Source organism: Streptomyces argenteolus, assembly GCF_042902585.1.
GTDB classification, from domain to species: domain Bacteria; phylum Actinomycetota; class Actinomycetes; order Streptomycetales; family Streptomycetaceae; genus Streptomyces; species Streptomyces argenteolus.
Genome location: NZ_JBIBEG010000007.1, coordinates 370296 through 391120 on the forward strand (window position 1 = coordinate 370296; position 20825 = coordinate 391120).

A 20825-nucleotide genomic window follows, 5' to 3' on the forward strand; every position below is an offset into this window, starting at 1 on the left:
GCTACCAGGACACCGGCAGGCTCACCGGCCCCCGGATCAGCATGCCGGTACGCCAGGACAGCCGGGCCGGATCCGCGTCGAGCCGCAGCCCGGGGCAGCGCTCCAGGAGCGACCGGACGGCCACGCGGGCCTCCGTGCGGGCGAGTGGCGCGCCGAGACAGTAGTGGATGCCGTGCCCGAAGGCCACGTGACCGCGGGCGTCCCGGGTGATGTCGAAACGCCCCGGGTCGGGGAACCGGGCGGGGTCGCGGTCGCAGTCGGCCATCGCGACCAGGACGAGCTCGCCGCCTCCGGGGATCACCGTGCCGAAGACGTCGAGTGGCTCCGTGGTGAAGCGATACGTCGGTGTCTCCACGGGCCCCTCGTAACGGAGCATCTCCTCGACCGCGTTGTCGAGGAGTCCGAAATCGGCTCGCAGGGCGGCCAGTTGGTCCGGGTGGGTGAGCAGGCTCAGCACGCCGTTGGAGATGAGGTTGACCGTGGTCTCGTGGCCGGCGACGAGCAGCAGCCAGGCCATGCCCAGGAGTTCGTCGGCGGAGAGCTGGTCGCCGTCCTCGTCCGACGTGTGGATCAGGGCGCTCATCAGGTCGTCCGCGCGCCCCACACGCTTCTCCGCGATCAGCGCGGTCAGGTAGTCGTTCATGGCCGCGCTCGCCCGGCCCCGCTCATCGGCGTCGAGTGACGACACCGCGGTGTCGGACCATTCCCGGAACGCCTGCCGGTCCAGGGTCGGCACGCCCAGCAGCTCGCAGATGACGGCCATCGGCAGGGGGAACGACAGCGCGCCGACCAGGTCGGCGCTCCGGCCCGGCCCCGCGGTCATGGAGTCGAGGAGCTCGTCCGTCATCTCCTGGACGCGTGGGGTGAGCCGTTCCATCCGGCGCGGGGTGAACTCTCGGGCCACGAGTCTGCGCAGCCGGGTGTGGGCCGGGGCGTCGGAGCTCAGCATGGACGTACCCGCGGACACCTTGCGGACGCCCAGGGAGGGGGACGCCCGGCGCCAGTCCTTGGAGAGCCGCTGGTCGGCGAGGAGGGCTCGTCCCGCCTCGTGACCGACCACGAGCCAGGCCCACGCACCTTCCGGGATGCGGACCCGGTGCACCGGCCCCATGGCGCGCAGGCGCGCGTAGACCGGATACGGGTCGCGGATGAAATCGTCGCCGAGCGCTCCCAGATCGATCAGGTCCTCAGTTGTCACCACAGGTCCCTTCAGGCCGGACGGACAGGACGGTCCCCTGAGCCACCGCGCACAGCGTCTCGGCGCCCTCGCCGTCCACGGTGAACAGATCGCAGCGCACGGTCGCCTGCCTCCGGCCGCTGTGGACCACCGAGGCCCGGGCGAGCAGGGTGCGACCGCTCGCGGGGCGGACGTACTGGATGGAGAAGCCGCCGGTCAGGACGGTGGGACCGAGCGTCGTCCCGGCGGCGAAGGTGAGCGCGTTGTCGGCGGCGTAGGACAGCACCCCGCCGTGGAGGAAGCCGTTCTGCTGGGTCAGCTCCTCGCGCACGTCCACTTCCAGGACGGCCCTGCCGTCCCCGAACTCCGTGATCCGCGCACCGACGAGACCGCTGAACGGCTGGCTGTCGAGCACCTGTCGGGCCGCTTCGAAGGAGAGCTCGGTCATCGTTCCCCCTTTCCCTGTCACCAGCGCACCGGAAGGCGCCGGACGCCTCGTAACAGCATCCCGGGCAGCCAGTCCGGCTCGCCCCCGTCCGGGTCCCTTTCGAGTCGGGGGCAGCGGTCGAGCAGCGCGCGGATCGCGATCCTGCCCTCCATGCGGGCCAGGGGCGCGCCGAGGCAGAAGTGGATGCCGTGGCCGAAGGCCAGATGGCCCCTGGCCTCGCGCCGGATGTCGAAGGTGTCCGGGTCGGGGTAACGGCCCGGGTCGCGGTCCCCCGCTCCGAGGGCGACCAGCACGGCCTCGCCCTGCGGTATGACCACCTGCCCGATCGGGACGGGTCCGCGCGTGAAGCGGAGGGTCGCCGTCTCGACCGGCCCGTCGTAACGGAGCATCTCCTCGACCGCGCCGTCCGTCAGCTCCGGCCGGGCGCGCAGCAGGGCCAGTTGCGCGGGGTGGTCGAGCAGGGCGCGTACGCCGTTGGCGATGAGGTTCACGGTGGTCTCGTGGCCCGCCACGAGGAGGAGGAAGGCCATCCCGATGAGCTCGTCGCGCGAGAGCCGGTCGCCGTCGTCCTGACGCACCTGGATCAGGGCGCTCATCAGGTCGTCGCCGGGGGCGCGGCGCTTGTCCTCGACCAGTTCGTCGAGGTAGGCACCCATCGACCGGACGGCCTCCCCCTCCGCCTCCGCCGAGACGGGCGCGAGGATGGCGTTGGACAGGAGCCGGAAGGCGTCCCGGTCGATATTGGGTACGCCGAGGAGCTCGCAGATCACCGTCATCGGCAGCGGGAAGGCGAAGGCGTCGACGAGGTCGGCGCTCCCCGCGGGCACCATCGCGTCGAGCAGGCCCGCGGTGATCTCCTCGACGCGCGGGCGCAGCGCCTCGACCCGCCGGGCGGTGAACTCGCGTGAGACGAGACCGCGCAGCCGTGTGTGGTGCGGAGCGTCCATCTCCAGCATGTTGGCGTTGATCGGGTGGGCGCCGGCCGACCAGCGCTCCGTCGTCCGCCAGTTCTTGCTGAACCGCTGGTCGGCCAGGGCGGCTCGGGCCTCCTCGTAACCGACGATCATCCAGATGCGCTCGAACTCGTCGGTGCGGACCGGGTGCGCCGGCCCCTCGGCGCGCAGCTTCGCGTAGTACGGATACGGATTAGCGCTGAAGTCCCGCGCCCCGCGCAGATCGACCACCGACATCGTCCCGTCCCCTCCTCCGGTCCGCTCCCGCCCCGGTCAGCCTAGGCCGCCACCGCGTGCTCCGTCCTCGTCCTCATGGAGGAGACCCGCGTCATGCACCGGCAGGCTGTCCGCACGCGGACCTGGCGAGGATGCGGGAGACGCGCGTCTCACAGCGGCCACTCCCGGACGGAGCGCGGCGGCGATCCCGGCGGTGGAGCTGCCCCGGGCCCGCGCGCCCGGTGCGATTCGCCGGCCTGGGGGAGCGGGAGCGGGACGTGGCGTCTGCCGTAGGGCGGCTGATCGTCAGCATCGCGCCGGGCGTGACGGGCGCTGCCGTGACGGTGGCGGTGGACTCGATCAAGGCGTGACGTCGGCGCGGCGGCGTCCCCACGCCGTGCCCACGAGGACGAGGAGCGCGCCGGCCACGCCCCAGACACCGAGACGCTCACCCCCGATCGCGATGCCGACGGCGGCGGCCCAGAGCGGTTCCGTGCCGAGGAGCAGGCTGACCCGGGACGGCGAGGTGCGGCGTACGGACCACATCTGCACGAAGAACGCCAACAGCGTGCAGAACGCGGAGAGGAAGATCAGTCCGGCCCATTCCGCGCGGCCGAAGTCCGCGGCCACCGTCCAGGGCGCCGGGCCGGTGCCGGGGACGGCGGCCAGCACGGCGAAGACGGCGACGGCGCTGCCGAGCTGCACCGTGGTCAGGGACAGCGAGTCGGCGTCCTGGACGGCCTTGATGCGGGCCATCGCGAGGACGTGGACCGTGCGGGCGAGGGCCGCGAGCAGCATCAGGAGGTCACCCCCGGAAGGACTGGTGAATCCGCCGCCCTGGGTCAGCAGCACCACACCGGCGACGGAGAGTCCGGCAGCGGCGAGAAAGGCTCCGGGCGGCCGGACCCGGGTCACGGCGGCCTCGGCCAGCGGGGTGAAGATCATCGTGAGGCTGATGATGAGACCGGCGTTGGTCGCCGACGTGTGCACGACGCCGTACGTCTCCAGCAGGAAGATCCCGCTGAGCACGAGACCCAGCAGGCCCGCGCCCCGCCACTGCGCCCCGCTCAGCGCACGGAGCCCGCGCCACCCGGCGAGGACCAGGGCGGGCAGCACGAGGGCGAAGCGGAGCACGAGCACGGCGATCACGGTGTGCGGGGTGGTGATGCCCTTGGCCGCGAGATAGCTGGCACCCCAGACGGCGGCGACGAGCAGCAACGGCAGGTCGGTGACCCACGCGCGACGGGTCCCTGAGAGAGCGGGTACGGCGGCAGCGGACATCGGCGCTCCTGGTTCTCCACAACGGGAACGATGTGGAGACCTCGCCGGCTCGCACGGGAGCGATCACCGTACCGAACGGACACCCCTCTCGGGAACCTCTGTCCGCAGGGCGGCCCGGCCATGAGCCCTCAGGGGTCCAACGGGGCGAAAGCGGTCCGGTGGGGGGCCGGCTCCTCCTAGAATGTCGGTCTTGGGACGCTCGGACACACGGAGTTGGCACATGGGTGGAGCGCGGCTGGACGGACGGATCGAGCGGGGGAACCAGACCAGGCAGCTGGTACTGGGGCGCGCGGTCCAGGTCGCCTCGGCCGAAGGGCTCGAAGGCCTGTCGCTCGGGCGCCTGGCCACGGAGCTGAAGCTGAGCAAGAGCGGTGTGTTCGCCCTGTTCGGCTCCAAGGAGGAACTGCAGCTCGCCACCGTGCGCGCGGCCGTGAACGTCTTCGTGGAGCACGTTCTGACCCCGACGCGGGCGGCGCCGCCGGGCCTGGGACGGGTCTGGCGGATGTGCGAGAGCTGGCTCTCCTACTCACAGCGCCGGGTGTTCATCGGCGGCTGCTTCTTCTACGCGACCATCGCCGAGTTCGATTCGCGGGAGGGCAAGGTGCACGACGCGCTGGCCTCCACGCAGACGGGCTGGGTCACCTTCGTCGAGGAGACGATCGAGGAGGCCCGGGTGCGGGGCGAACTCGCCGCGGACACGGACGTCTCCCAGCTGGCCTTCGAGCTCATCGCGTTCATGGAGCTGGCGAACGCGGAGTCCGTGCTGCACAACAACAACCCCGGCTACACCAAGGCCGCACGGGCCATCCTGGGGCGGCTGCGCGCCGCCGCGACGGAGCGTTCGACGCTGCCTCCGGCCCCCTGACCCCGCCGGCCCCTCACACCCCGTCCTCGAAGGTCCCGAACCGCGCACGGCCGTCCAGCCGGTAGGTGTGGATCGCGATGCCGCTCCCGGTGGTCCGGTGATCCGTCAGCTCGAAGGCCGTCGGCCTGCCGCCGTCCGGGAAGAGACGCCTGCCGCTGCCCAGGTAGACGGGGTGCAGGAGCAGGTTGATCTCGTCGATCAGGTCGTGCGCCAGCAGGGACCGCGCCAGGGTGCCGCTGCCGTGGATCTGCAGCTCACCCTCCGCCGTCCGCTCCTTCAGCCGGGCGACCTCGGCCGGGACGTCCCCCGGGACGACGGTGGTGTTCTCCCAGGCGGGGTCGTTCAGGGTAGTGGAGACGACGTGCTTGGTCAGCGTGTTCAGGCGGGAGGCGATCGGGTCCTCCGGGTCGGTGACCTGGGGCCAGTAAGCCGAGAAGATGTCGTACGTACGCCGTCCGAGGAGAAAGGCGCCGGCGCGGTCGAAGACCTCGTGGGCGAAGGCCACCATCCCGTCGTCCGCGAAGGGCACCACCCAGCCGCCGTACCCGAATCCGCCGGAGGTGTCCTCCTCGGGCCCTCCGGGGGCCTGCATCACACCGTCGAGGGACACGAACGTGGTGAGGGTCAGCTTCGCCATGGTCCCGCTCCTTCGTGCAGCGCTGCCGTGCGCCCCGGGGGTGCCTCCACCTGTACAGACCCCACTCTCGGACGGAACGCGTCGCCGCGCCCGGCGGGTACTCCGGGCCGCGTCGCGCGCCCCGTCCGGTGGGCCGCCCTAGGCTGGCCGGGACGGTATGCGAACGAAAGGGCAGACCATGAGCGAGACACCGACCCCGGTCCGTAATCTGCACGACGGCAGCACCATCCCCGCAGTGGGCCTCGGCACCTGGCCGCTCGACGACGAGGCCGCGGAGAAGGCCGTCGCCGGTGCGCTGGAGCTCGGCTACCGGCTCGTGGACACCGCGCTGAACTACGGGAACGAGACCGGCACGGGCCGTGGGATCGCCCGCTCGGGGGTGCCCCGGCAGGAGCTCTTCGTCACGACGAAGGTGCCCGGCCGGCACCACGGCTACGAGGAGACGCTCGCCTCCTTCGAGGAGTCCCGGAGCAATCTGGGCCTGGACTACGTCGACCTGTACCTCATCCACTGGCCGCTGCCCCGGGTGGACAAGTACGTCGACACCTGGAAGGCGATGATCAAGCTCCGCGAGGAGGGTCTCGTCCGCTCCATCGGCGTCTCCAACTTCACGGCGGAGCACCTGGACCGGCTGGAGCGGGAGACGGGTGTCCTGCCCGTGGTGAACCAGATCGAGATGCATCCGCTGCTCCCGCAGGAGGAACTGCGGGCGGTGCACGAGGCGAAGGGCATCGTCACCGAGAGCTGGAGCCCGCTGGCCCGGGGGCGGCAGGTGCTGGAGGCCCCGGAGGTCGTCGCCGCGGCCGAGGCGCACGGGGTGACGCCGGGCCAGGTCGTCCTGCGGTGGCACACCCAGCTGGGGGCCGTTCCGATCCCGAAGTCGGCCGACCCCGGGCGGCAGCGGGAGAACCTCGACCTGTTCGGCTTCGAACTGACGCAGCGGGAGCTGGACCGGATCGGAGCACGGCCGCCGCACCGCTTCGGCGGGGACCCTGCTACGCACGAGGAGTTCTGAGGGCCGCCCCGGCCCGTCCCCCGCACACACCGCACGGCACGTCGGCGCCACGCGTCGTCCGGCCGGGCCGGCGCCACCGGTCGCGCGGCCTGCGGACCGTCACCCGCCGCGCGGCCAGGTGTGGCAGCCTCACGCGTCGTCCGGCTCGGCGCGGGAGCCGTCAGGGGTCGCGCGGCCTGCGGACCGTCACCGGTCGCACGGTCCGGACGCCGTCACCGGTTGCGCGGGGTGACCTCCGACATCCGGGACCAGTCGTCCCCGGGCACCTCGACGTTGATGATCTCCGGCACCTCGCTGACAAGCTCGGACATGGTCTCGATCGCCGCCTTGAAGTGGTCGGAGTTCACGTGCGCCACACCGGCCTCCTGCGAGGCGAACGCTTCCAGCAGCACGAACTGGTCCGGGTTCTCGACGCTGTAGGACCAGTCGAAGAAGAGGTTGCCCGGCTCCTGACGGGTGGCGAGGGTGAAGTCCTCGACGGCCGGAAGCCAGTTGTCGCGTTCGGCGGAACGCACGGTGAACTTGACGGCGATGAAGATCATGGTGACTCCTGGTCGGGAGGAAAGCGTCCCGACCAGGGTCCCATATGCCTACAGGCCGGACAGGAAGCGGCACACCCGCCCCTCGGTGCCGCGGCAGCCCCTCACTCCCCGAGCTCCACATGACGGGCCGCAAGCCGCGTCTCGCCCTGCTCGGTCAGGGAACCGAAGAGCCGCAGCCGGGAGATCCCGCCGTCGGGGAAGATGTCGATCCGCACGTGGGTGCCCCGGACGGGCTCCGGCAGGACGAAGCGATGGTTCGTGTCGGGCTGGAGCCGGGTGCGAGGCAGGAGTTCGGCCGGTTCGCCGCCCTCCCCGTCGCTCACCGAGATCTGCGCCCAGCCCGCCGCGTTGCCCTTGAGGTAGGCGGTGTCGATCTCCACGGCGCGGATCTCCGCCTGCTCCACCAGCCGGTAGCGGATCCAGTCGTTGCCCTTGTCCCGACGTCGCCGGGTCTCCCAGCCGTCGTCCATCTTGCGGGAGCGGCCCGGGGCGATGGTGTTCGTGGCCGGGGAGTAGAAGCGGTCGGAGGCGTCCTCGACCCCGCCGCCGTTCTCCAGGGCCACCAGGTCGAACGTGCCGAGGGCGGCCAGCCATGCGGGATCGGGGACGACCTCGCCGTGGACGCGCAGGCGCGCTATGCCGCCGTCCGGGTGCTGGTTGACCCGCAGATGGGTGAAGCGCTGGGCGGCCTCGACCACGAATCCGTTGGCCGCGTGCCCGCCGACGGCCGTACGGGGCACGAGGGTTGTCCACTTCACCTCGGGCGCCAGCAGGTCCTCCGGGGACGGGGAGCCGGGCAGCGAGGTCGCCTCGACCGAGACCGACTGCGGGTAGTTGCCACGGAAGTGGGCGGTGTCGACGACCAGGCCGCGCACCACGCCCGGCGCCCCGAGGCGCACGAGGGCCCAGTCGTGGTCCTCGTCGGCGGGGTGCGGCTCGGCGGCGCTCGCGCCACGCCTGCGGCGGGTCTCCCAGCCGTCCATGATCTTGCCCTTGTGCCCGAAGCGCTCGGGGTCGAACGCGGCGGGCTCCGGCTTCAGGAGGTTCTCCCGCTCGGCGAAGAACTCGTCGTTGGCGGCGATGACACCGGCGCCGAGCCGCCGGTCGGCCAGGTCCACGAGGTGGGTGAAGGGGAAGTCGGCGGTGCGGTAGTCGGCGTACGGGTCGCCGCCGCCGTACGGGCTCGCGTCGCCGGTGAAGCGCGGGGTCACCGTCATGGTCAGTGGTTCCTCTCCAGGAGACGGCCGGTGGGATCGGCGAGTACGCCGTCGGCCGCGATGCGCGTGCCGCGCAGCCAGGTGGACCTGACGACTCCGTGCAGGGTCTTCCCGGCGTAGGCGGTGACGCGGTTGCGGTGCTGCAGCTCGGCGGGGTCCACGGTGAAGGTGGCCTCGGCGTCGAGCACCGCGAAGTCGGCGTCCCGGCCCGCCTCGACGGCACCCTTCTGCTCCAGGCCGGCGAGTCGGGCGGGAGCGGTGGACATCCAGCGGGCGACGTCGTCGAGCGTGTGCCCGCGCCGGCGCGCCTCGGTCCAGATCGCCGGCAGGCCGAGCTGGAGCGAGGAGATGCCGCCCCACGCGGTCGCGAAGTCGGGGGTCTTGAGGTCGGCGGTGGAGGGCGAGTGGTCGGAGACGATGCAGTCGATCGTCCCGTCGGCGAGCCCGGCCCAGAGCGCGTCCTGGTTGGAGGCCTCCCGGATCGGCGGGCAGCACTTGAACTCCGTGGCCCCGTCCGGGACTTCCTCGGCGGTCAGGGTGAGGAAGTGCGGGCACGACTCCACGGTGACGCGGACACCCTCACGCCTGGCCGCCGCGATCGTCCCGAGTGCGTCGCTGGAGGACAGGTGCAGCACGTGGACACGGGCGTTCAGCCGCTTGGCCTGCGCGATCAGGTTCTCGATCGCCTGGTTCTCGGCGTCGCGCGGCCGCGAGGCGAGGAAGTCGGCGTACTTCCCCCCGCCGCGCTGGGGCGCGGACGCCAGCTCGTGCGGGTCCTCGGCGTGCACGATGAGCAGACCGCCGAATCCCGCGATCTCCGCCAGGGAGCGGGCCAGCTGCTCCTGGTCCAGCTCGGGGAACTCGTCCACGCCGGAGGGCGAGAGGAAGCACTTGAAGCCGAAGACACCGGCGTCGTGCAGCGGGCGCAGGTCCTTGACGTTGTCCGGCAGCGCGCCACCCCAGAAGCCCACGTCGATGTGTGCCTTGGGCCGGGCGACCTCCTGCTTGATCCGCAGGTGCTCGGCCGTGGTGGTCGGCGGCAGCGAGTTCAGCGGCATGTCGAGCAGGGTCGTGATACCGCCGGCGGCGGCAGCACGCGTGGCGGTCCAGAAGCCCTCCCATTCGGTGCGGCCGGGGTCGTTCACATGGACGTGGGTGTCGACGAGGCCCGGGAGCACGGCGTGGTCGCCGACGTCCTCCAGCCGGGCACCGGCGGGCACCTCGGCGTCGTAGGGCAGGACCGCCTCGATCGTCCCGCCGGAGACGAGGACCGCGGCGGGACGGGTCCCCTCAGGGGTGACGACGCGCGTCGAGCGCAGTACCAGCTTCACGTCCACACCGGGCACCTGTGCTCCTCAGGGCTGATTTCAACGAACTGTTGAAGGAGTCTTCACTCGGGGAAGCGGCTCCGTCAAGACCTCACCCTCCCCATGGAACCCCCGGAGGATCATGGAGGGCAATGCTTGGACGTTTCCACGAAGTAAAAGTTCTTTTTCGCAAGACGGAACGTAGAATGGGCCAGGAGCGCCCTCACCGGAGCCCGGACCGAAGCGGGGCCGGAGCGTCGACACCAGGACAAAACAGGTCCTGACCGGCAAGGACGCCGCACCGGGAGCAGTGGGCCGATCGGGAACAGCCCGGTAGGCTGCTGCCTTGCCTCCGCTTCGAAAGGACCGTTGACGTGCCGCCGTCCCACGCCAGCACTTCCGACTCCAAGCCCGCCGGTCCCAGTGGCGGCGTGCAGTCCCTGGAGCGTGCCTTCGACCTGCTGGAGCGCATGGCCGACGCGGGGGGCGAGGTCGGGCTCAGCGAACTCTCCGCGAGCAGCGGGCTCCCGCTGCCGACCATCCACCGGCTGATGCGCACCCTGGTCGTGTGCGGCTATGTGCGCCAGCAGCCCAACCGGCGTTACGCCCTGGGCCCTCGCCTGATCCGCCTCGGCGAGTCCGCGTCCCGCCTGCTGGGCACCTGGGCCCGGCCGTACCTCCAGCGGCTGGTGGAGGAGACCGGCGAGACGGCGAACATGGCCCTGCTCGACGGGGACGAGATCGTGTACGTCGCCCAGGTGCCGTCCAAGCACTCGATGCGGATGTTCACCGAGGTGGGCCGGCGGGTACTCCCCCACTCCACCGGAGTCGGCAAGGCGCTCCTCGCGCACACCCCGCCCGACGAGGTACGGGCCCTGCTGGCCCGCACGGGCATGCCGGCGGCCACCGAGAAGACGATCACCACCCCGGACGGTTTCCTGGACGCGCTGGAACAGGTGCGCAGGGCGGGTTACGCCGTGGACGACAACGAGCAGGAGATCGGGGTCCGCTGCCTCGCGGTCTCGGTGCCGGACTCCCCCACCTCGGCGGCCATCTCCATCTCGGGGCCCGCGGGCCGGGTGACGGAGACGGCGACGGAGCGGATCGTGCCGATCCTGCAGCAGATCGCGAAGGAGCTCTCCGAGGCGCTGGCGAGCAGCGGCGGTTCGGCGGGCTGACGCCGCGCCGGGGTGCCTCACTCCGCGAGGCGTTCTCCCCCTCGGGGGCTCACGCCGCGAGGTGGTGTCCTCACCCTCGGCCCCCGGACCCGGCACCGGTCAGGTCCTGGCGGCCTCGTCGGCCTCGTACGCCCCGGCGGTCCCGGACACCGCACGGGCCGTGGCCGGCGGAGACGACAGCCGTCCGTCCTCCATGCCCACCGTCCTGTCCACCCGGTCCAGGTGTGCCCGGTCGTGGGTCACCATGACCGTGGCCGTCGAGCGCTCCCGGGTCAGGGCGACCAGCAGGTCCAGGACGGCGGAACCGCGTGCGTGGTCGAGAGCGCTCGTCGGCTCGTCGACGAGCAGCACCGCCGGCTCGTTCATCAGGGCGCGGGCGATGTTGACCCGCTGGCGCTGACCGCCCGACAACTGGTGGGGTCTGCTGCCGGACCGGTCCGCGAGGCCGACCGCGTCCAGCAGATCCATCGCCCGCCCCCGCGCGGCGCGCGCCGAACCGTGCGAGAGGTGGGCCATCACCTGGAGCTGCTCCAGCGCGGTGAGCGACGGCAGCAGATGCGGCTGCTGGAAGACGATGCCGATGTGGGCGCGCCGCAGGGCGGCCGTGTCGGCGCGGCCGAGCCCGGAGGTGTCCGTACCGGCGACCACGACGCGTCCGCGGTCCGGGGTGACGAGCGTGGCGGCCACCGCGAGGAGGCTGGACTTGCCGGAGCCGGACGGTCCGGCGACCGCGGTGACCGTGCCCGCCGGCACGGTCAGGGAGACTCGGTCGAGTGCGGTGAGCCGCGTGTCGCCGTCGGGGTAGGTGAGGGTGACATCGGTGAGGGTGAGGGTCATCGGACGCTCCCGAGCGCGGTGAGGGGGTCGACGGCGGTGATCCGCCGGATGGACAGGGCCGCCCCGAGCGCGCCGAGGACGATCATCACCCCGGCGGGGACGAGGACGGTCGGCACGTCCAGCACGAAGGGCACGGCGCCGCCGTCCCCGCCGACCAGCGCACCGGCCCCTACGGCGAGCGCGGTGCCCACGCCGGTACCGACGGCGAGCACCACCACGGCCTGACCGAGCGCGTCCTTCAGCAGATACGGGGTGGAGGCGCCCAGCGCCTTGAGCACGGCGACGTCGCCACTGCGCTGGATCGTCCAGACGGTGAAGAAGGCGCCGACGACGAGCGCGGAGATGACGAAGAGGAAGCCGCGCATCAGCTGGAGCGAGCTGTTCTCGGCCTGGTAGGAGCCGATCGCCGCGAGGGAGTCCTCCAGGGTCAGCGTGCTGGTGCCCGCCGCCCGGTCGCCTGCGGAGAGGTCCGCCCCGGCGGTCGTGGTGAGGGCGATCACGGTGGCCCGCTCCCCGGCGTCGCCGATGCGCTGCCAGTCGCCGAGCGAGGTCCACACCACCGGCGTGTGGCTGTACGAGGCGTCGCCGGCGACCGCCGCCACGGTCCCCCGGAAGCCGCCGAGGCCGAGGGTGTCACCAGGCGCCGCGCCGAGGTCGCCGGCCGCGCCCTCGGAGAGCACGACCTTGCCCGCGCCGATCCCGGCGGGCGCGAGCCCCCTGCCCGGCTCGGCGCCGAACGCCGACACCGCGGCCGACCGCTCTCCCTCCGCGGCGGTGGCGTTCAGCGTCCGGATGCCCAGCGGCCGTGCGGCGGTGACCCCGGGCCGCTCCCCCCAGGTACGCCAGGCACTCTCCTCGACGGCCGAGTCGGAGAAGGACACCGCGCGGCCGTCCGGAGGCGCCGCGAAGGCCAGGCGGTCGGCGTCCAGCCCGGTGACGGCCGAGGTGTTCTCCCTGCCCAGGCCCGCTGTCAGCCCGGACAGCAACCCGACGAGCAAGGTGATCAGCACGACGACCGTGCCCATCAGGGCGAACCTGCCCCTGGCGAACCGAAGATCTCTCCATGCGACGAACATGACTCCAGACTCGGGCCCCGGACCTGGGAGGACATCGCGCGCCGGACGGGTCCGGCATCAACCTTTCGATTGACCGGCCCGGCGCCGGGCGCGTCTACGCTGGAACGGAAATGGACTCGCTCACCCCCACCCCCGTCACCGCCGCACTGCGGCTCTGCCTGCACGCACTGCTGGCCGGGCTGCTGGTGCTCACCGCGCTGCGCACGGCCGGCGACGGGACGGCGCACGCCACCGCCGTCCTCGTGCTGGCGAGCGTGATGGCCGCGCTGTACGGGGCGGGTGCGCTCGCGCCCGCCGTCCAGCCGCGCACCCGGGCCGCGGCCGTCTGGCTCGCCGCGCTGGGCGCCGTGTGGCTGGCTCTGCTCGCGCTGTCGCCCGAGGCCCTCTGGCTGGCCTTCCCGCTGTACTTCCTTCAGTTGCACCTGCTGCCCGCGCGGTGGGGTCCGCCCACGGTCGCCCTCACGGCCGTGGCGGCGATCGCCGGTTTCCTGCCGCACGGGCAGGAGGTGTCGCCGGGCACCTTCATCGGCCCGCTGCTCGGTGCGGCGGTGGCCGTGGCGACCGTACTCGGCTACGACGCGCTGTTCCGCGAGAGCGAGCGGCGCCGCGAGCTCATCGAGGAGCTCGTCTCCACCCGGGCGGAGCTCGCCGAGGCGGAGCGTACGGCGGGCACCCTGGCCGAGCGGGAGCGGCTGGCTCGCGAGATTCACGACACCCTCGCCCAGGGACTGTCCAGCATCCAGCTGCTGCTGCGGGCGGCCGAGCGTTCGCTCCCCGAGGACGCGCCCGCGACCCCGCACGTACGGCGCGCTCGCGAGGCAGCCCAGGACAACCTGGCCGAAGCCCGCCGGTTCGTCCGCGCGCTGACCCCGCCGGACCTGCACCGCGGCTCCCTGCCCGCGGCGCTGACCCGCCTCTCCTCGCGCACCTCGGCCCCCGAGCTCGCGGTGCGGTTCGCGGTCAGCGGCAGGCCGGTCGCCCTGCCCACCCCGTACGAGGTGGCGCTGCTGCGCACCGCGCAGTCGGCGCTGGCCAACACCGTGCGGCACTCGGGTGCGCGGCGGGCGGAGATCACGCTCAGTTTCATGGAGACCTCCGTGTCCCTGGACGTGGTGGACGACGGCCAGGGATTCGATACGGCGGCCGAGCCGGCGGGGGGCGAGGGCGGAGGGTTCGGGCTGCCGGCGATGCGCGCGCGGGCCCGTTCGCTGGGCGGGAGGCTGAGTGTGGAGTCGGGGCACGGGCGGGGGACGGCTGTCGCGGTCACCCTGCCGCTTCCTGCCGCCGGCGGACGGGCCTGCGGGTCCCCGGACGACGCCGCGAACGCGGCCGGCACGGAGGGCAGGGCGGCATGAACGGCCCGATCAGGCTGCTGCTCGCCGACGACCACCCGGTGGTCCGCGCCGGGCTGCGCGCGGTCCTGGACACCGAGCCGGACTTCCAGGTCGTCGCCGAGGCCGCCACCGCCGAACGGGCCGTCGCCCTGGCCGCGACCGGTGCGTGCGACGTCGTGCTCATGGATCTGCAGTTCGGCCCGGGCATGGACGGGGCGCAGGCCACCGCGGCGATCGCCGCGGTTCCCGGCGCGCCGCGCGTCCTGATCCTCACCACGTACGACTCGGACGCCGACATCCTCGCCGCCGTCGAGGCGGGGGCCAGCGGCTATCTGCTGAAGGACGCTCCGCCGGAGGAACTGGCCGCCGCCGTGCGGAACGCGGCGGCCGGCCGCTCGGCCCTGGCTCCCGCCGTCGCCCACCGGCTGATGGACCGTATGCGGACCCCGGCGCAGGCCCTGACCCGACGGGAGCTGGAAGTGCTCCAGCTGGTGGGAGAGGGCCTGTCGAACCAGCAGATCAGCACGAGGCTCTTCCTCAGCCAGGCGACGGTGAAGTCCCATCTGGTGCACATCTACGCCAAGCTGGGCGTCGATTCACGCACCTCGGCGGTGGCGGCGGCGACGGCACGCCGCCTCCTCCGCCGCTGACGTGCTGCCCGCTCCCCGCTCTCACGCTTCTGCCCCCGTCCGCGCGGCAGGCCTCATCCGCGCGGCGGCTCCCCGAAGAGCTCGACCGCGACGCGGACCTCGCGGAGGCCCGGAGCCAGCGCGCTGACCGAGCCGATCGCCCCCGCGACCAGCAGCAGCGAGCGCCGCAGCCGTGGGATCTCGGGGCTGCCTCCGGCCGCCATGGCGTCCAGTGCGGCGAGCTCCTCCTCGGCGATGCCCCGGTCCGGGAACTCGGCCGGATGACCCGCCAGTTCACGGCGGAGCCGGGAGACCGCCGTACGCAGCTCCGCCACTCTCGGGTCCTCACCGCTGCCGGCCACCCGCTCCTGCCCCACGCTTCGCAACACAGCACTCCCCCTCGGACGTCCTCGTGCCGGTGTGTGGAACGGCCCCCGGACGGTGGTCGAACGCCTGGAGCCGTCCGTCGGTCAACACCATGAAAGATGGCGTGCGCCACTGCGCGGACACAGGACGAGAGTACCCCTGAGGGCTGACATCACGTCCGCCGGTACGGGTGGCGCAGTGGTATCCAGGGCGTATGACTGACACACGACCGACCCCCGTGATCGCCGGGGTGCTGCTGGCCGCCGGTGGCGGCCGTCGCCTCGGCGGGCGGCCGAAGGCCCTGCTGGAGCATCGCGGCCGTCCCCTGGTCGAACACGCGGTGCGGACCCTGCGCGAGGGCGGGTGCGGACCCGTCCATGTCGTCCTCGGCGCCTCGGCCGCCGAGGTGCGGGCGCGGGCGGACCTGTCGGGGTGCGTGGTGACCGTGAACCCGCTCTGGGAGGAGGGCATGGGCTCCTCCCTCCGCGCCGGGCTGGGCGCCCTCGCCGGGACGGACGCGGACGCCGCGCTCGTGCTCCTGGTCGACCAGCCGGGCATCGGGGCGGAGGCGGTGGCCCGGGTCGGATCGGCCTACCGCACACGGACGGCCCTGGCGGCGGCCTCGTACGGAGGGGAGCGCGGTCACCCCGTGCTGTTCGGGGCCCACCGCTGGGCGGACATCTCGGCGGGGGCGGTGGGCGACCAGGGAGCCCGGGCCTATCTGAGGGCCCATCGCGATGCGATCACGCTCGTCGAGTGTTCCGATGTGGCTCAGGCCTACGACATCGACACCGCGGAGGACCTCGCGCGCCTGGAGTGAACGCACCGGGACGGGCCAGGAGAACCGGAGGAACGGACCGTGCCGGGCCTGGCACGCCGCGCCACCGCCGCCGGGCGTCTGTCGACCCGGAGAATCTCGATATCAACAAACCATTGAACTTCCACCATGAGGAAACTAATATCCACTGATCAGAAGCCCATGGTTCCGCTTCCGGCCCTCGGCAGCGTCCGTGGCCGTATCTCGGAGCCCTGGCACCCCGTGCCGTCCAGGGCGACCCGGCGGCCGTGGATACCGTCGCACCACCCGCTGAAGGAGTGACAGCTCATGTCCGCACCAGCGCCGTCCCCGCTGGCCATCGTCGATGCCGAGCCCCTGCCGAGGCAGGACGAGGTCCTGACCGATGCGGCCCTCGCGTTCGTGGCCGAGCTGCACCGGCGGTTCACGCCCCGGCGTGACGAGCTGCTCGCCCGCCGCGGCGAGCGCCGCGCCGAGATCGCCCGCACCTCCACGCTGGACTTCCTGCCGGAGACGGAGGCGCTCCGCGTGGACGACACCTGGAAGGTCGCGCCGGCCCCGGCCGCGCTGGACGACCGCCGGGTCGAGATCACCGGCCCGACCGACCGCAAGATGACCATCAACGCCCTGAACTCGGGCGCCAAGGTCTGGCTCGCCGACTTCGAGGACGCGTCCGCCCCCACGTGGGAGAACGTGATCACCGGCCAGCTCAACCTGATCGACGCCTACACCCGGAACATCGACTTCACCGACCCGAAGTCGGGCAAGTCCTACGCGCTCAAGCCCGCCGAGGAGCTGGCCACCGTCGTCACGCGCCCGCGCGGATGGCACCTGGACGAGCGCCACCTCCAGCTCGACGGCACTCCGGTGCCGGGCGCGCTGGTCGACTTCGGCCTCTACTTCTTCCACAACGCCCAGCGCCTGATCGACCTCGGCAAGGGCCCGTACTTCTACCTGCCGAAGACGGAGTCGCACCTGGAGGCACGCCTCTGGAACGACATCTTCGTCTTCGCCCAGGACTACGTCGGCATCCCGCAGGGAACCGTCCGCGCGACGGTCCTCATCGAGACCATCACGGCCGCGTACGAGATGGAGGAGATCCTCTACGAGCTGCGCGACCACGCTTCCGGGCTGAACGCGGGCCGCTGGGACTACCTCTTCTCCATCGTCAAGAACTTCCGTGACGGCGGCTCGAAGTTCGTCCTGCCGGACCGCAACCTGGTCACGATGACCGCCCCGTTCATGCGGGCGTACACCGAACTCCTGGTCCGCACCTGCCACAAGCGCGGCGCGCACGCCATCGGCGGCATGGCGGCCTTCATCCCCTCGCGGCGCGACGCCGAGGTCAACAAGGTCGCCTTCGAGAAGGTCAAGGCCGACAAGGACCGCGAGGCGAACGACGGCTTCGACGGCTCGTGGGTGGCCCACCCGGACCTGGTGCCGATCGCGATGGCGTCCTTCGACGCGGTGCTCGGCGCGAAGCCGAACCAGAAGGACCGCCTGCGCGAGGACGTCTCCGTGGCGCCGGGCGACCTGATCGCCATCGACACCCTCGACGCCAAGCCCTCGTACGACGGCCTGCGCAACGCCGTCGCGGTCGGCATCCGCTACATCGAGGCGTGGCTGCGGGGCATGGGCGCCGTCGCCATCTTCAACCTGATGGAGGACGCCGCCACCGCCGAGATCTCGCGCTCGCAGATCTGGCAGTGGATCAACGCCGACGTGGTCTTCGAGAACGGCGAGCACGCCACGGCGGACCTGGCCCGCAAGGTCGCCGCCGAGGAACTGGCCGCGATCCGCGCGGAGATCGGCGACGAGGCCTTCGAGGCAGGCAAGTGGCAGCAGGCCCACGACCTCCTGCTCCAGGTCTCCCTGGACCAGGACTACGCGGACTTCCTGACGCTGCCGGCGTACGAGCAGCTGCGCTGACATCTCCCGCGCACGCACGAAGGAGTCCCGTCGGCCGCCGCTGACGGGACTCCTTCGTGTGACGGCCCGGCCGGACCCGTTCGGACGGCGGCGAACGCGACCATGCCGTCCCTGCCGGTTTCGGCCCTCGCTCCCGGCCACACGCCGCGAACAGTTCCCGGGCCACGGGTACCCGGCCACTCAGCCCCGGTTCGGCCCCCCGGTTCAGCCCCCGGACGGGATGTCGACGTAGTCCTTGAAGAGCAGCGACACGGTGTGCCGGTCGGACGGCCAGTTCGGCACCGCGAGGGTCTCGTCCACCCCGCCGGTCCCGCGCATCGTCTGCGTGACCGGGATCGCCCCCCTGCCCCGCTCGTCGGCCGGGAGGGACAGGTCGGTCGCCGTCAGGAACGGTACGCGGTCGAAGGGCGGCAGTGCCGCATCCAGGTGACTGACCCCGTCGCACCCCTTGTCGAAGGCGAACAGGCCGAGGATCTGCCGGAGTTGCGGGGACACGGCGGGGTTGAGCACATCGGTCCCGCCGATCCGGAGCCGGTCGTCGTCGTCGGCCGTGCCGGCCCGCCACTCGCGTGCGCGGACCACGGTGAGCGCCGTCTGTCCCGGGCACGCGTCGATGGAGTCCGCGACCCCGCCCGGCGGGGAGACGAGCAGCCGGACGAAACGGTCGTCGCGCTCGAAGGGTTCGAAGTAGAAGTGGTTGGTGCGCTCGCCGGAGCGGACCAACGCCAGCTCGTAGTGGCCGCGTCCGTTCACCTCGAGCGGCCCGAAGGCGCCGTCCGCGCCGACCCGTACGACGTGCTGCGGGAGCAGACCGGCCCGGGCACCGGTGGCCGGGTCCAGCCGCCACACCTCCAGACGGCCCGCGAGGCCGGTGTTCTGCGGGAAGTACAGGGCTCGGCCGGCGATCTCCACGGAAGTGGGCAGCTCGGGCAGCACCCGGGTGGTGAGCGGCGCCCGGCCGCGGAGGAACGCGTAGATGTGCCCGAAACTCTCGGCGGAGGTGGCGCTCTCCGTGTGACCCGCCTGTGGTTCGTGGACGTTGACCGCTCCGCCTATCGAACCGTTGGGCTGGAGGCTGCTCCAGATGGCCAGGGTGGGCACCCCGCCGGGCTGCGCGGCGGCGGTACGGCCGTCCAGGTTCACGTACTTCGCGACCTCCGCCGCGCGCTCCGGCACGGAGAGGTAGGCCTGCGCAACCCGTGTCCCGCGCGAGTGCGCCAGGAGGTCGACCTGGGAAGCGCCGGTGCGCGCCCGGACGGAGTCGACCAGTGCTTCGAGTCCGGCGATCGCGTGGTCGTCGGTGGCGATGGAGGTGTCGTACTCATGGACGTACAGCAGGTCGTCGCGGTAGCCGTTGCTGGAGAACCGCTTTGCCTGTGCCTGCCACTGCTGGGCCGAGCCCTCCTGCCCGTGAACGAAGATCACGGGGTTGACCGAGGCGCGTGGCACGGCCGCGGCCCGGGTCGGGGCCGCCAGGGCGGCGAGTGTTCCGACGAGTGCCAGAAACACAGCGAGCAGCGTGGCCCGGCCCGTCAGGGCCGGCTGGGAACCGGTCATCGTGTCCTCCGAGTTGCCGTCGTCGGAGGGGAAGCTACGGCCGGTGCCAAGGGGCCCGCCAGTCGCGGGACCGAGGCTGAGACGGCGGTCTCAGCCCGCGCGGGGCGAGGTCCCGCATGTTTGCTGGAGCACGGCGCGGGCAGTGCGCTCGGCCAGGGCGAGGTCCGGCCTGCGGCTGCTCAACAGCTCGGCGTAAAGGGTGGATTCGACGACCCTGACATAGAGGTACGCCAGATCGTCGATGCCCGAGCGGGACCACAGGCGGTCTCTCTCCCCCGCCTCCAGCAGGATGCTCCGCTGGGCCAGCACCGCCCGCCGGTGGACACGGCCGCCGGTCAGCAGGCGCCGCGCCGTCTCGGGTTCGGTCCGCAGGAAGTCCTCGAAGGGGGCGGAGCCGCGCAGCGCGCCGACGAAGTACCGGGTGATCTCCAGGACCCCGTCCACGCCCGCGCGGGTGCGCCGCAGCCGTGCCCGTTCCAGCAGGTGGTCGGCCAGCTCCCAGAGCACGTCGGCCAGGAGCGCGTCGCGGCTTCCCACCACGCGGTACAGGGTCGCCCGGCTGATCGCGAGGTCCTGCGCGAGCGCGTCCATGTCCACGGTGCCGTGCCGCAGGAAGAACCGGCAGGCTCCGCGCACGACATGGCCCCGGGTGACGACACGCCGGGAAGGCCGCGCGTCCCGCATACCGACCGCCTCCTCCGACGACTCCGGCTCCGCCGCCGGGGGCCGGTACCTTAGCGCGTCGGCGCTCCCGGGGGCGATACTGATCGTGACGGTCGCCCCGCCGCGCACCGGCTCCGCACGGGACCGGTGGGACGCACTTGAGTCGATGCCTCCGAGGGGAGCCGTTCATGACCACGGCGAAGGACCTGTTCATCATCACCCTGGACCCGCGGCCCGAGCATGCCGTGGGGCAGGGTGACCTGTCGCTCGCGCTCGCGGGAGCCGAGCTGATCGATCTCATCGGTGCGGGGGCCGTCACCGTGGACGGTGACCGCATCGTGCCGGGCGAGCCCCGGACGCCGGACGACGCGCTCCTCGGCGACGCCGCGGCCGGGCTCACCCGGCAGCCGCCCCACGAGCGGATCGACGACTGGCTGTGGCGCAGGGGCGAGAACCTCTCGGCCGCGTACCAGGCCGGTCTGGAGCAGGACGGCGAGCTGACGCGGAAGCGCAGCGGCCGGTCGCCCTTCGGCCCGGAGCGGGTCGAACCGGCCGATACGCCCGGCCGGCGCCGGGCGGCCGGACGCCGGGAGTCGGGCGAACCCGTGCTGGCCGCCCTCGCCTCGGCCGTGGGCATCGACGACGGCCGGTCCGGCGAGGAGAGCGGCTTCGACGACGAGGCGGTGACGACCGTGGTGGCCGCCGTCCACGACGCGGTGATGGAGCTGGAGGCCGTACGCCAGAGGCGGACCATCGAGAACGCGGCCTTCGCCAACCTCTGGCGCGGGCCGTGAGCGACCGG

General features: G+C 72.4%; 21 protein-coding genes. 8 read left to right on the forward strand and 13 right to left on the reverse strand.

The genetic code is table 11. The features are described from left to right. Position 1: 1 nt before the first annotated feature. From ACFY8O_RS25255 to ACFY8O_RS25270, 4 genes are all read right to left on the reverse strand, one after another. A complete protein-coding gene (locus tag ACFY8O_RS25255) occupies positions 2-1198 on the reverse strand; it encodes a cytochrome P450 family protein (protein WP_387905991.1) in 1197 nt (398 codons plus the stop codon). Continuing rightward, positions 1188-1625, reverse strand: coding sequence for a PaaI family thioesterase (locus tag ACFY8O_RS25260; RefSeq protein WP_387905993.1), 438 nt, complete (start codon positions 1623-1625; stop codon positions 1188-1190). Before ACFY8O_RS25260 ends, ACFY8O_RS25255 begins: the two co-directional genes overlap by 11 nt. A gap of 17 nt (positions 1626-1642) precedes the next feature. Next, entirely contained in the window at positions 1643-2815 is a 1173-nt protein-coding gene (locus ACFY8O_RS25265; protein WP_387905995.1) for a cytochrome P450 family protein, read from the reverse strand. A 339-nt stretch (positions 2816-3154) separates the two neighbouring features. Beyond that, entirely contained in the window at positions 3155-4075 is a 921-nt protein-coding gene (locus ACFY8O_RS25270; RefSeq protein WP_387905998.1) for a DMT family transporter, read from the reverse strand. A gap of 220 nt (positions 4076-4295) precedes the next feature. On the opposite strand from ACFY8O_RS25270, the gene ACFY8O_RS25275 reads away from it, so the two are divergent. Then, a complete protein-coding gene (locus tag ACFY8O_RS25275) occupies positions 4296-4940 on the forward strand; it encodes a TetR/AcrR family transcriptional regulator (protein WP_145809790.1) in 645 nt (214 codons plus the stop codon). Between the two features lie 13 nt (positions 4941-4953). Here ACFY8O_RS25275 and ACFY8O_RS25280 read toward each other — a convergent pair whose 3' ends face one another. Then, a complete protein-coding gene (locus ACFY8O_RS25280) occupies positions 4954-5577 on the reverse strand; it encodes a dihydrofolate reductase family protein (protein WP_387906002.1) in 624 nt (207 codons plus the stop codon). Between the two features lie 178 nt (positions 5578-5755). Here ACFY8O_RS25280 and ACFY8O_RS25285 point away from each other — a divergent pair, with 178 nt between their 5' ends. Continuing rightward, complete coding sequence (locus ACFY8O_RS25285; protein WP_387906005.1) at positions 5756-6592, forward strand: aldo/keto reductase; 837 nt, start codon at positions 5756-5758, stop codon at positions 6590-6592. Between the two features lie 212 nt (positions 6593-6804). On the opposite strand, the gene ACFY8O_RS25290 is transcribed toward ACFY8O_RS25285, so the two are convergent. The 3 genes from ACFY8O_RS25290 to allB form a co-directional block, all read right to left on the reverse strand. Continuing rightward, the gene (locus tag ACFY8O_RS25290; protein ID WP_145809796.1) at positions 6805-7134 is read right to left on the reverse strand and encodes a putative quinol monooxygenase; all 330 of its coding nucleotides are present in this window, start codon (positions 7132-7134) and stop codon (positions 6805-6807) included. A gap of 101 nt (positions 7135-7235) precedes the next feature. Beyond that, on the reverse strand, positions 7236-8351 hold the full coding sequence (gene alc, locus ACFY8O_RS25295) for an allantoicase (protein WP_387906008.1): 1116 nt from the start codon (positions 8349-8351) through the stop codon (positions 7236-7238). Between the two features lie 2 nt (positions 8352-8353). Further along, positions 8354-9697: an allantoinase AllB gene (allB, locus tag ACFY8O_RS25300; RefSeq protein ID WP_387906011.1), complete on the reverse strand. Its 1344-nt coding sequence runs from the start codon at positions 9695-9697 to the stop codon at positions 8354-8356. Between the two features lie 335 nt (positions 9698-10032). Between allB and ACFY8O_RS25305 the strand changes: the two genes are divergently transcribed. Continuing rightward, complete coding sequence (locus tag ACFY8O_RS25305) at positions 10033-10836, forward strand: IclR family transcriptional regulator (RefSeq protein ID WP_145809801.1); 804 nt, start codon at positions 10033-10035, stop codon at positions 10834-10836. 99 nt (positions 10837-10935) lie between these two features. Here the strand turns inward: ACFY8O_RS25305 and ACFY8O_RS25310 are convergent, their stop codons facing one another. Further along, entirely contained in the window at positions 10936-11673 is a 738-nt protein-coding gene (locus ACFY8O_RS25310) for an ABC transporter ATP-binding protein (RefSeq protein WP_387906015.1), read from the reverse strand. Continuing rightward, the gene (locus ACFY8O_RS25315) at positions 11670-12749 is read right to left on the reverse strand and encodes an ABC transporter permease (RefSeq protein ID WP_387906018.1); all 1080 of its coding nucleotides are present in this window, start codon (positions 12747-12749) and stop codon (positions 11670-11672) included. The genes ACFY8O_RS25310 and ACFY8O_RS25315 overlap by 4 nt, the downstream gene beginning before the upstream one ends. A gap of 110 nt (positions 12750-12859) precedes the next feature. On the opposite strand from ACFY8O_RS25315, the gene ACFY8O_RS25320 reads away from it, so the two are divergent. Both ACFY8O_RS25320 and ACFY8O_RS25325 read left to right on the forward strand, forming a co-directional pair. Further along, a complete protein-coding gene (locus ACFY8O_RS25320; RefSeq protein WP_387906021.1) occupies positions 12860-14104 on the forward strand; it encodes a sensor histidine kinase in 1245 nt (414 codons plus the stop codon). After that, entirely contained in the window at positions 14101-14733 is a 633-nt protein-coding gene (locus tag ACFY8O_RS25325) for a response regulator (RefSeq protein ID WP_387906024.1), read from the forward strand. Before ACFY8O_RS25320 ends, ACFY8O_RS25325 begins: the two co-directional genes overlap by 4 nt. 53 nt (positions 14734-14786) lie before the next feature. Here ACFY8O_RS25325 and ACFY8O_RS25330 read toward each other — a convergent pair whose 3' ends face one another. Next, positions 14787-15101, reverse strand: coding sequence for a DUF5955 family protein (locus ACFY8O_RS25330; RefSeq protein ID WP_145809809.1), 315 nt, complete (start codon positions 15099-15101; stop codon positions 14787-14789). A 191-nt stretch (positions 15102-15292) separates the two neighbouring features. On the opposite strand from ACFY8O_RS25330, the gene ACFY8O_RS25335 reads away from it, so the two are divergent. Both ACFY8O_RS25335 and aceB read left to right on the forward strand, forming a co-directional pair. After that, complete coding sequence (locus ACFY8O_RS25335; protein ID WP_387906027.1) at positions 15293-15898, forward strand: nucleotidyltransferase family protein; 606 nt, start codon at positions 15293-15295, stop codon at positions 15896-15898. Between the two features lie 285 nt (positions 15899-16183). Continuing rightward, positions 16184-17803, forward strand: a complete 1620-nt coding sequence (aceB, locus tag ACFY8O_RS25340; RefSeq protein ID WP_387906029.1) for a malate synthase A — start codon at positions 16184-16186, stop codon at positions 17801-17803. A 204-nt stretch (positions 17804-18007) separates the two neighbouring features. Here aceB and ACFY8O_RS25345 read toward each other — a convergent pair whose 3' ends face one another. Beyond that, on the reverse strand, positions 18008-19360 hold the full coding sequence (locus tag ACFY8O_RS25345; RefSeq protein WP_387906032.1) for a hypothetical protein: 1353 nt from the start codon (positions 19358-19360) through the stop codon (positions 18008-18010). Between the two features lie 90 nt (positions 19361-19450). After that, on the reverse strand, positions 19451-20044 hold the full coding sequence (locus ACFY8O_RS25350; protein ID WP_387906034.1) for a QsdR family transcriptional regulator: 594 nt from the start codon (positions 20042-20044) through the stop codon (positions 19451-19453). Positions 20045-20211: 167 nt separating this feature from the next. On the opposite strand from ACFY8O_RS25350, the gene ACFY8O_RS25355 reads away from it, so the two are divergent. Further along, complete coding sequence (locus tag ACFY8O_RS25355; protein ID WP_387906037.1) at positions 20212-20817, forward strand: GOLPH3/VPS74 family protein; 606 nt, start codon at positions 20212-20214, stop codon at positions 20815-20817. The last annotated feature ends 8 nt before the right edge of the window (positions 20818-20825 follow it).

What these genes read in the sequence shown, in the direction of transcription:
- ACFY8O_RS25260 (WP_387905993.1), bottom strand. Translation starts at nt 1,625, where the DNA reads ATGACCGAGCTCTCCTTCGAAGCGGCCCGACAGGTGCTCGACAGCCAG.
- ACFY8O_RS25265 (WP_387905995.1), bottom strand. Translation starts at nt 2,815, where the DNA reads ATGTCGGTGGTCGATCTGCGCGGGGCGCGGGACTTCAGCGCTAATCCG.
- ACFY8O_RS25270 (WP_387905998.1), bottom strand. Translation starts at nt 4,075, where the DNA reads ATGTCCGCTGCCGCCGTACCCGCTCTCTCAGGGACCCGTCGCGCGTGG.
- ACFY8O_RS25275 (WP_145809790.1), top strand. Translation starts at nt 4,296, where the DNA reads ATGGGTGGAGCGCGGCTGGACGGACGGATCGAGCGGGGGAACCAGACC.
- ACFY8O_RS25280 (WP_387906002.1), bottom strand. Translation starts at nt 5,577, where the DNA reads ATGGCGAAGCTGACCCTCACCACGTTCGTGTCCCTCGACGGTGTGATG.
- ACFY8O_RS25285 (WP_387906005.1), top strand. Translation starts at nt 5,756, where the DNA reads ATGAGCGAGACACCGACCCCGGTCCGTAATCTGCACGACGGCAGCACC.
- ACFY8O_RS25290 (WP_145809796.1), bottom strand. Translation starts at nt 7,134, where the DNA reads ATGATCTTCATCGCCGTCAAGTTCACCGTGCGTTCCGCCGAACGCGAC.
- alc (WP_387906008.1), bottom strand. Translation starts at nt 8,351, where the DNA reads ATGACGGTGACCCCGCGCTTCACCGGCGACGCGAGCCCGTACGGCGGC.
- ACFY8O_RS25310 (WP_387906015.1), bottom strand. Translation starts at nt 11,673, where the DNA reads ATGACCCTCACCCTCACCGATGTCACCCTCACCTACCCCGACGGCGAC.
- ACFY8O_RS25315 (WP_387906018.1), bottom strand. Translation starts at nt 12,749, where the DNA reads ATGTTCGTCGCATGGAGAGATCTTCGGTTCGCCAGGGGCAGGTTCGCC.
- ACFY8O_RS25320 (WP_387906021.1), top strand. Translation starts at nt 12,860, where the DNA reads ATGGACTCGCTCACCCCCACCCCCGTCACCGCCGCACTGCGGCTCTGC.
- ACFY8O_RS25325 (WP_387906024.1), top strand. Translation starts at nt 14,101, where the DNA reads ATGAACGGCCCGATCAGGCTGCTGCTCGCCGACGACCACCCGGTGGTC.
- ACFY8O_RS25335 (WP_387906027.1), top strand. Translation starts at nt 15,293, where the DNA reads ATGACTGACACACGACCGACCCCCGTGATCGCCGGGGTGCTGCTGGCC.
- aceB (WP_387906029.1), top strand. Translation starts at nt 16,184, where the DNA reads ATGTCCGCACCAGCGCCGTCCCCGCTGGCCATCGTCGATGCCGAGCCC.
- ACFY8O_RS25345 (WP_387906032.1), bottom strand. Translation starts at nt 19,360, where the DNA reads ATGACCGGTTCCCAGCCGGCCCTGACGGGCCGGGCCACGCTGCTCGCT.
- ACFY8O_RS25350 (WP_387906034.1), bottom strand. Translation starts at nt 20,044, where the DNA reads ATGCGGGACGCGCGGCCTTCCCGGCGTGTCGTCACCCGGGGCCATGTC.
- ACFY8O_RS25355 (WP_387906037.1), top strand. Translation starts at nt 20,212, where the DNA reads ATGACCACGGCGAAGGACCTGTTCATCATCACCCTGGACCCGCGGCCC.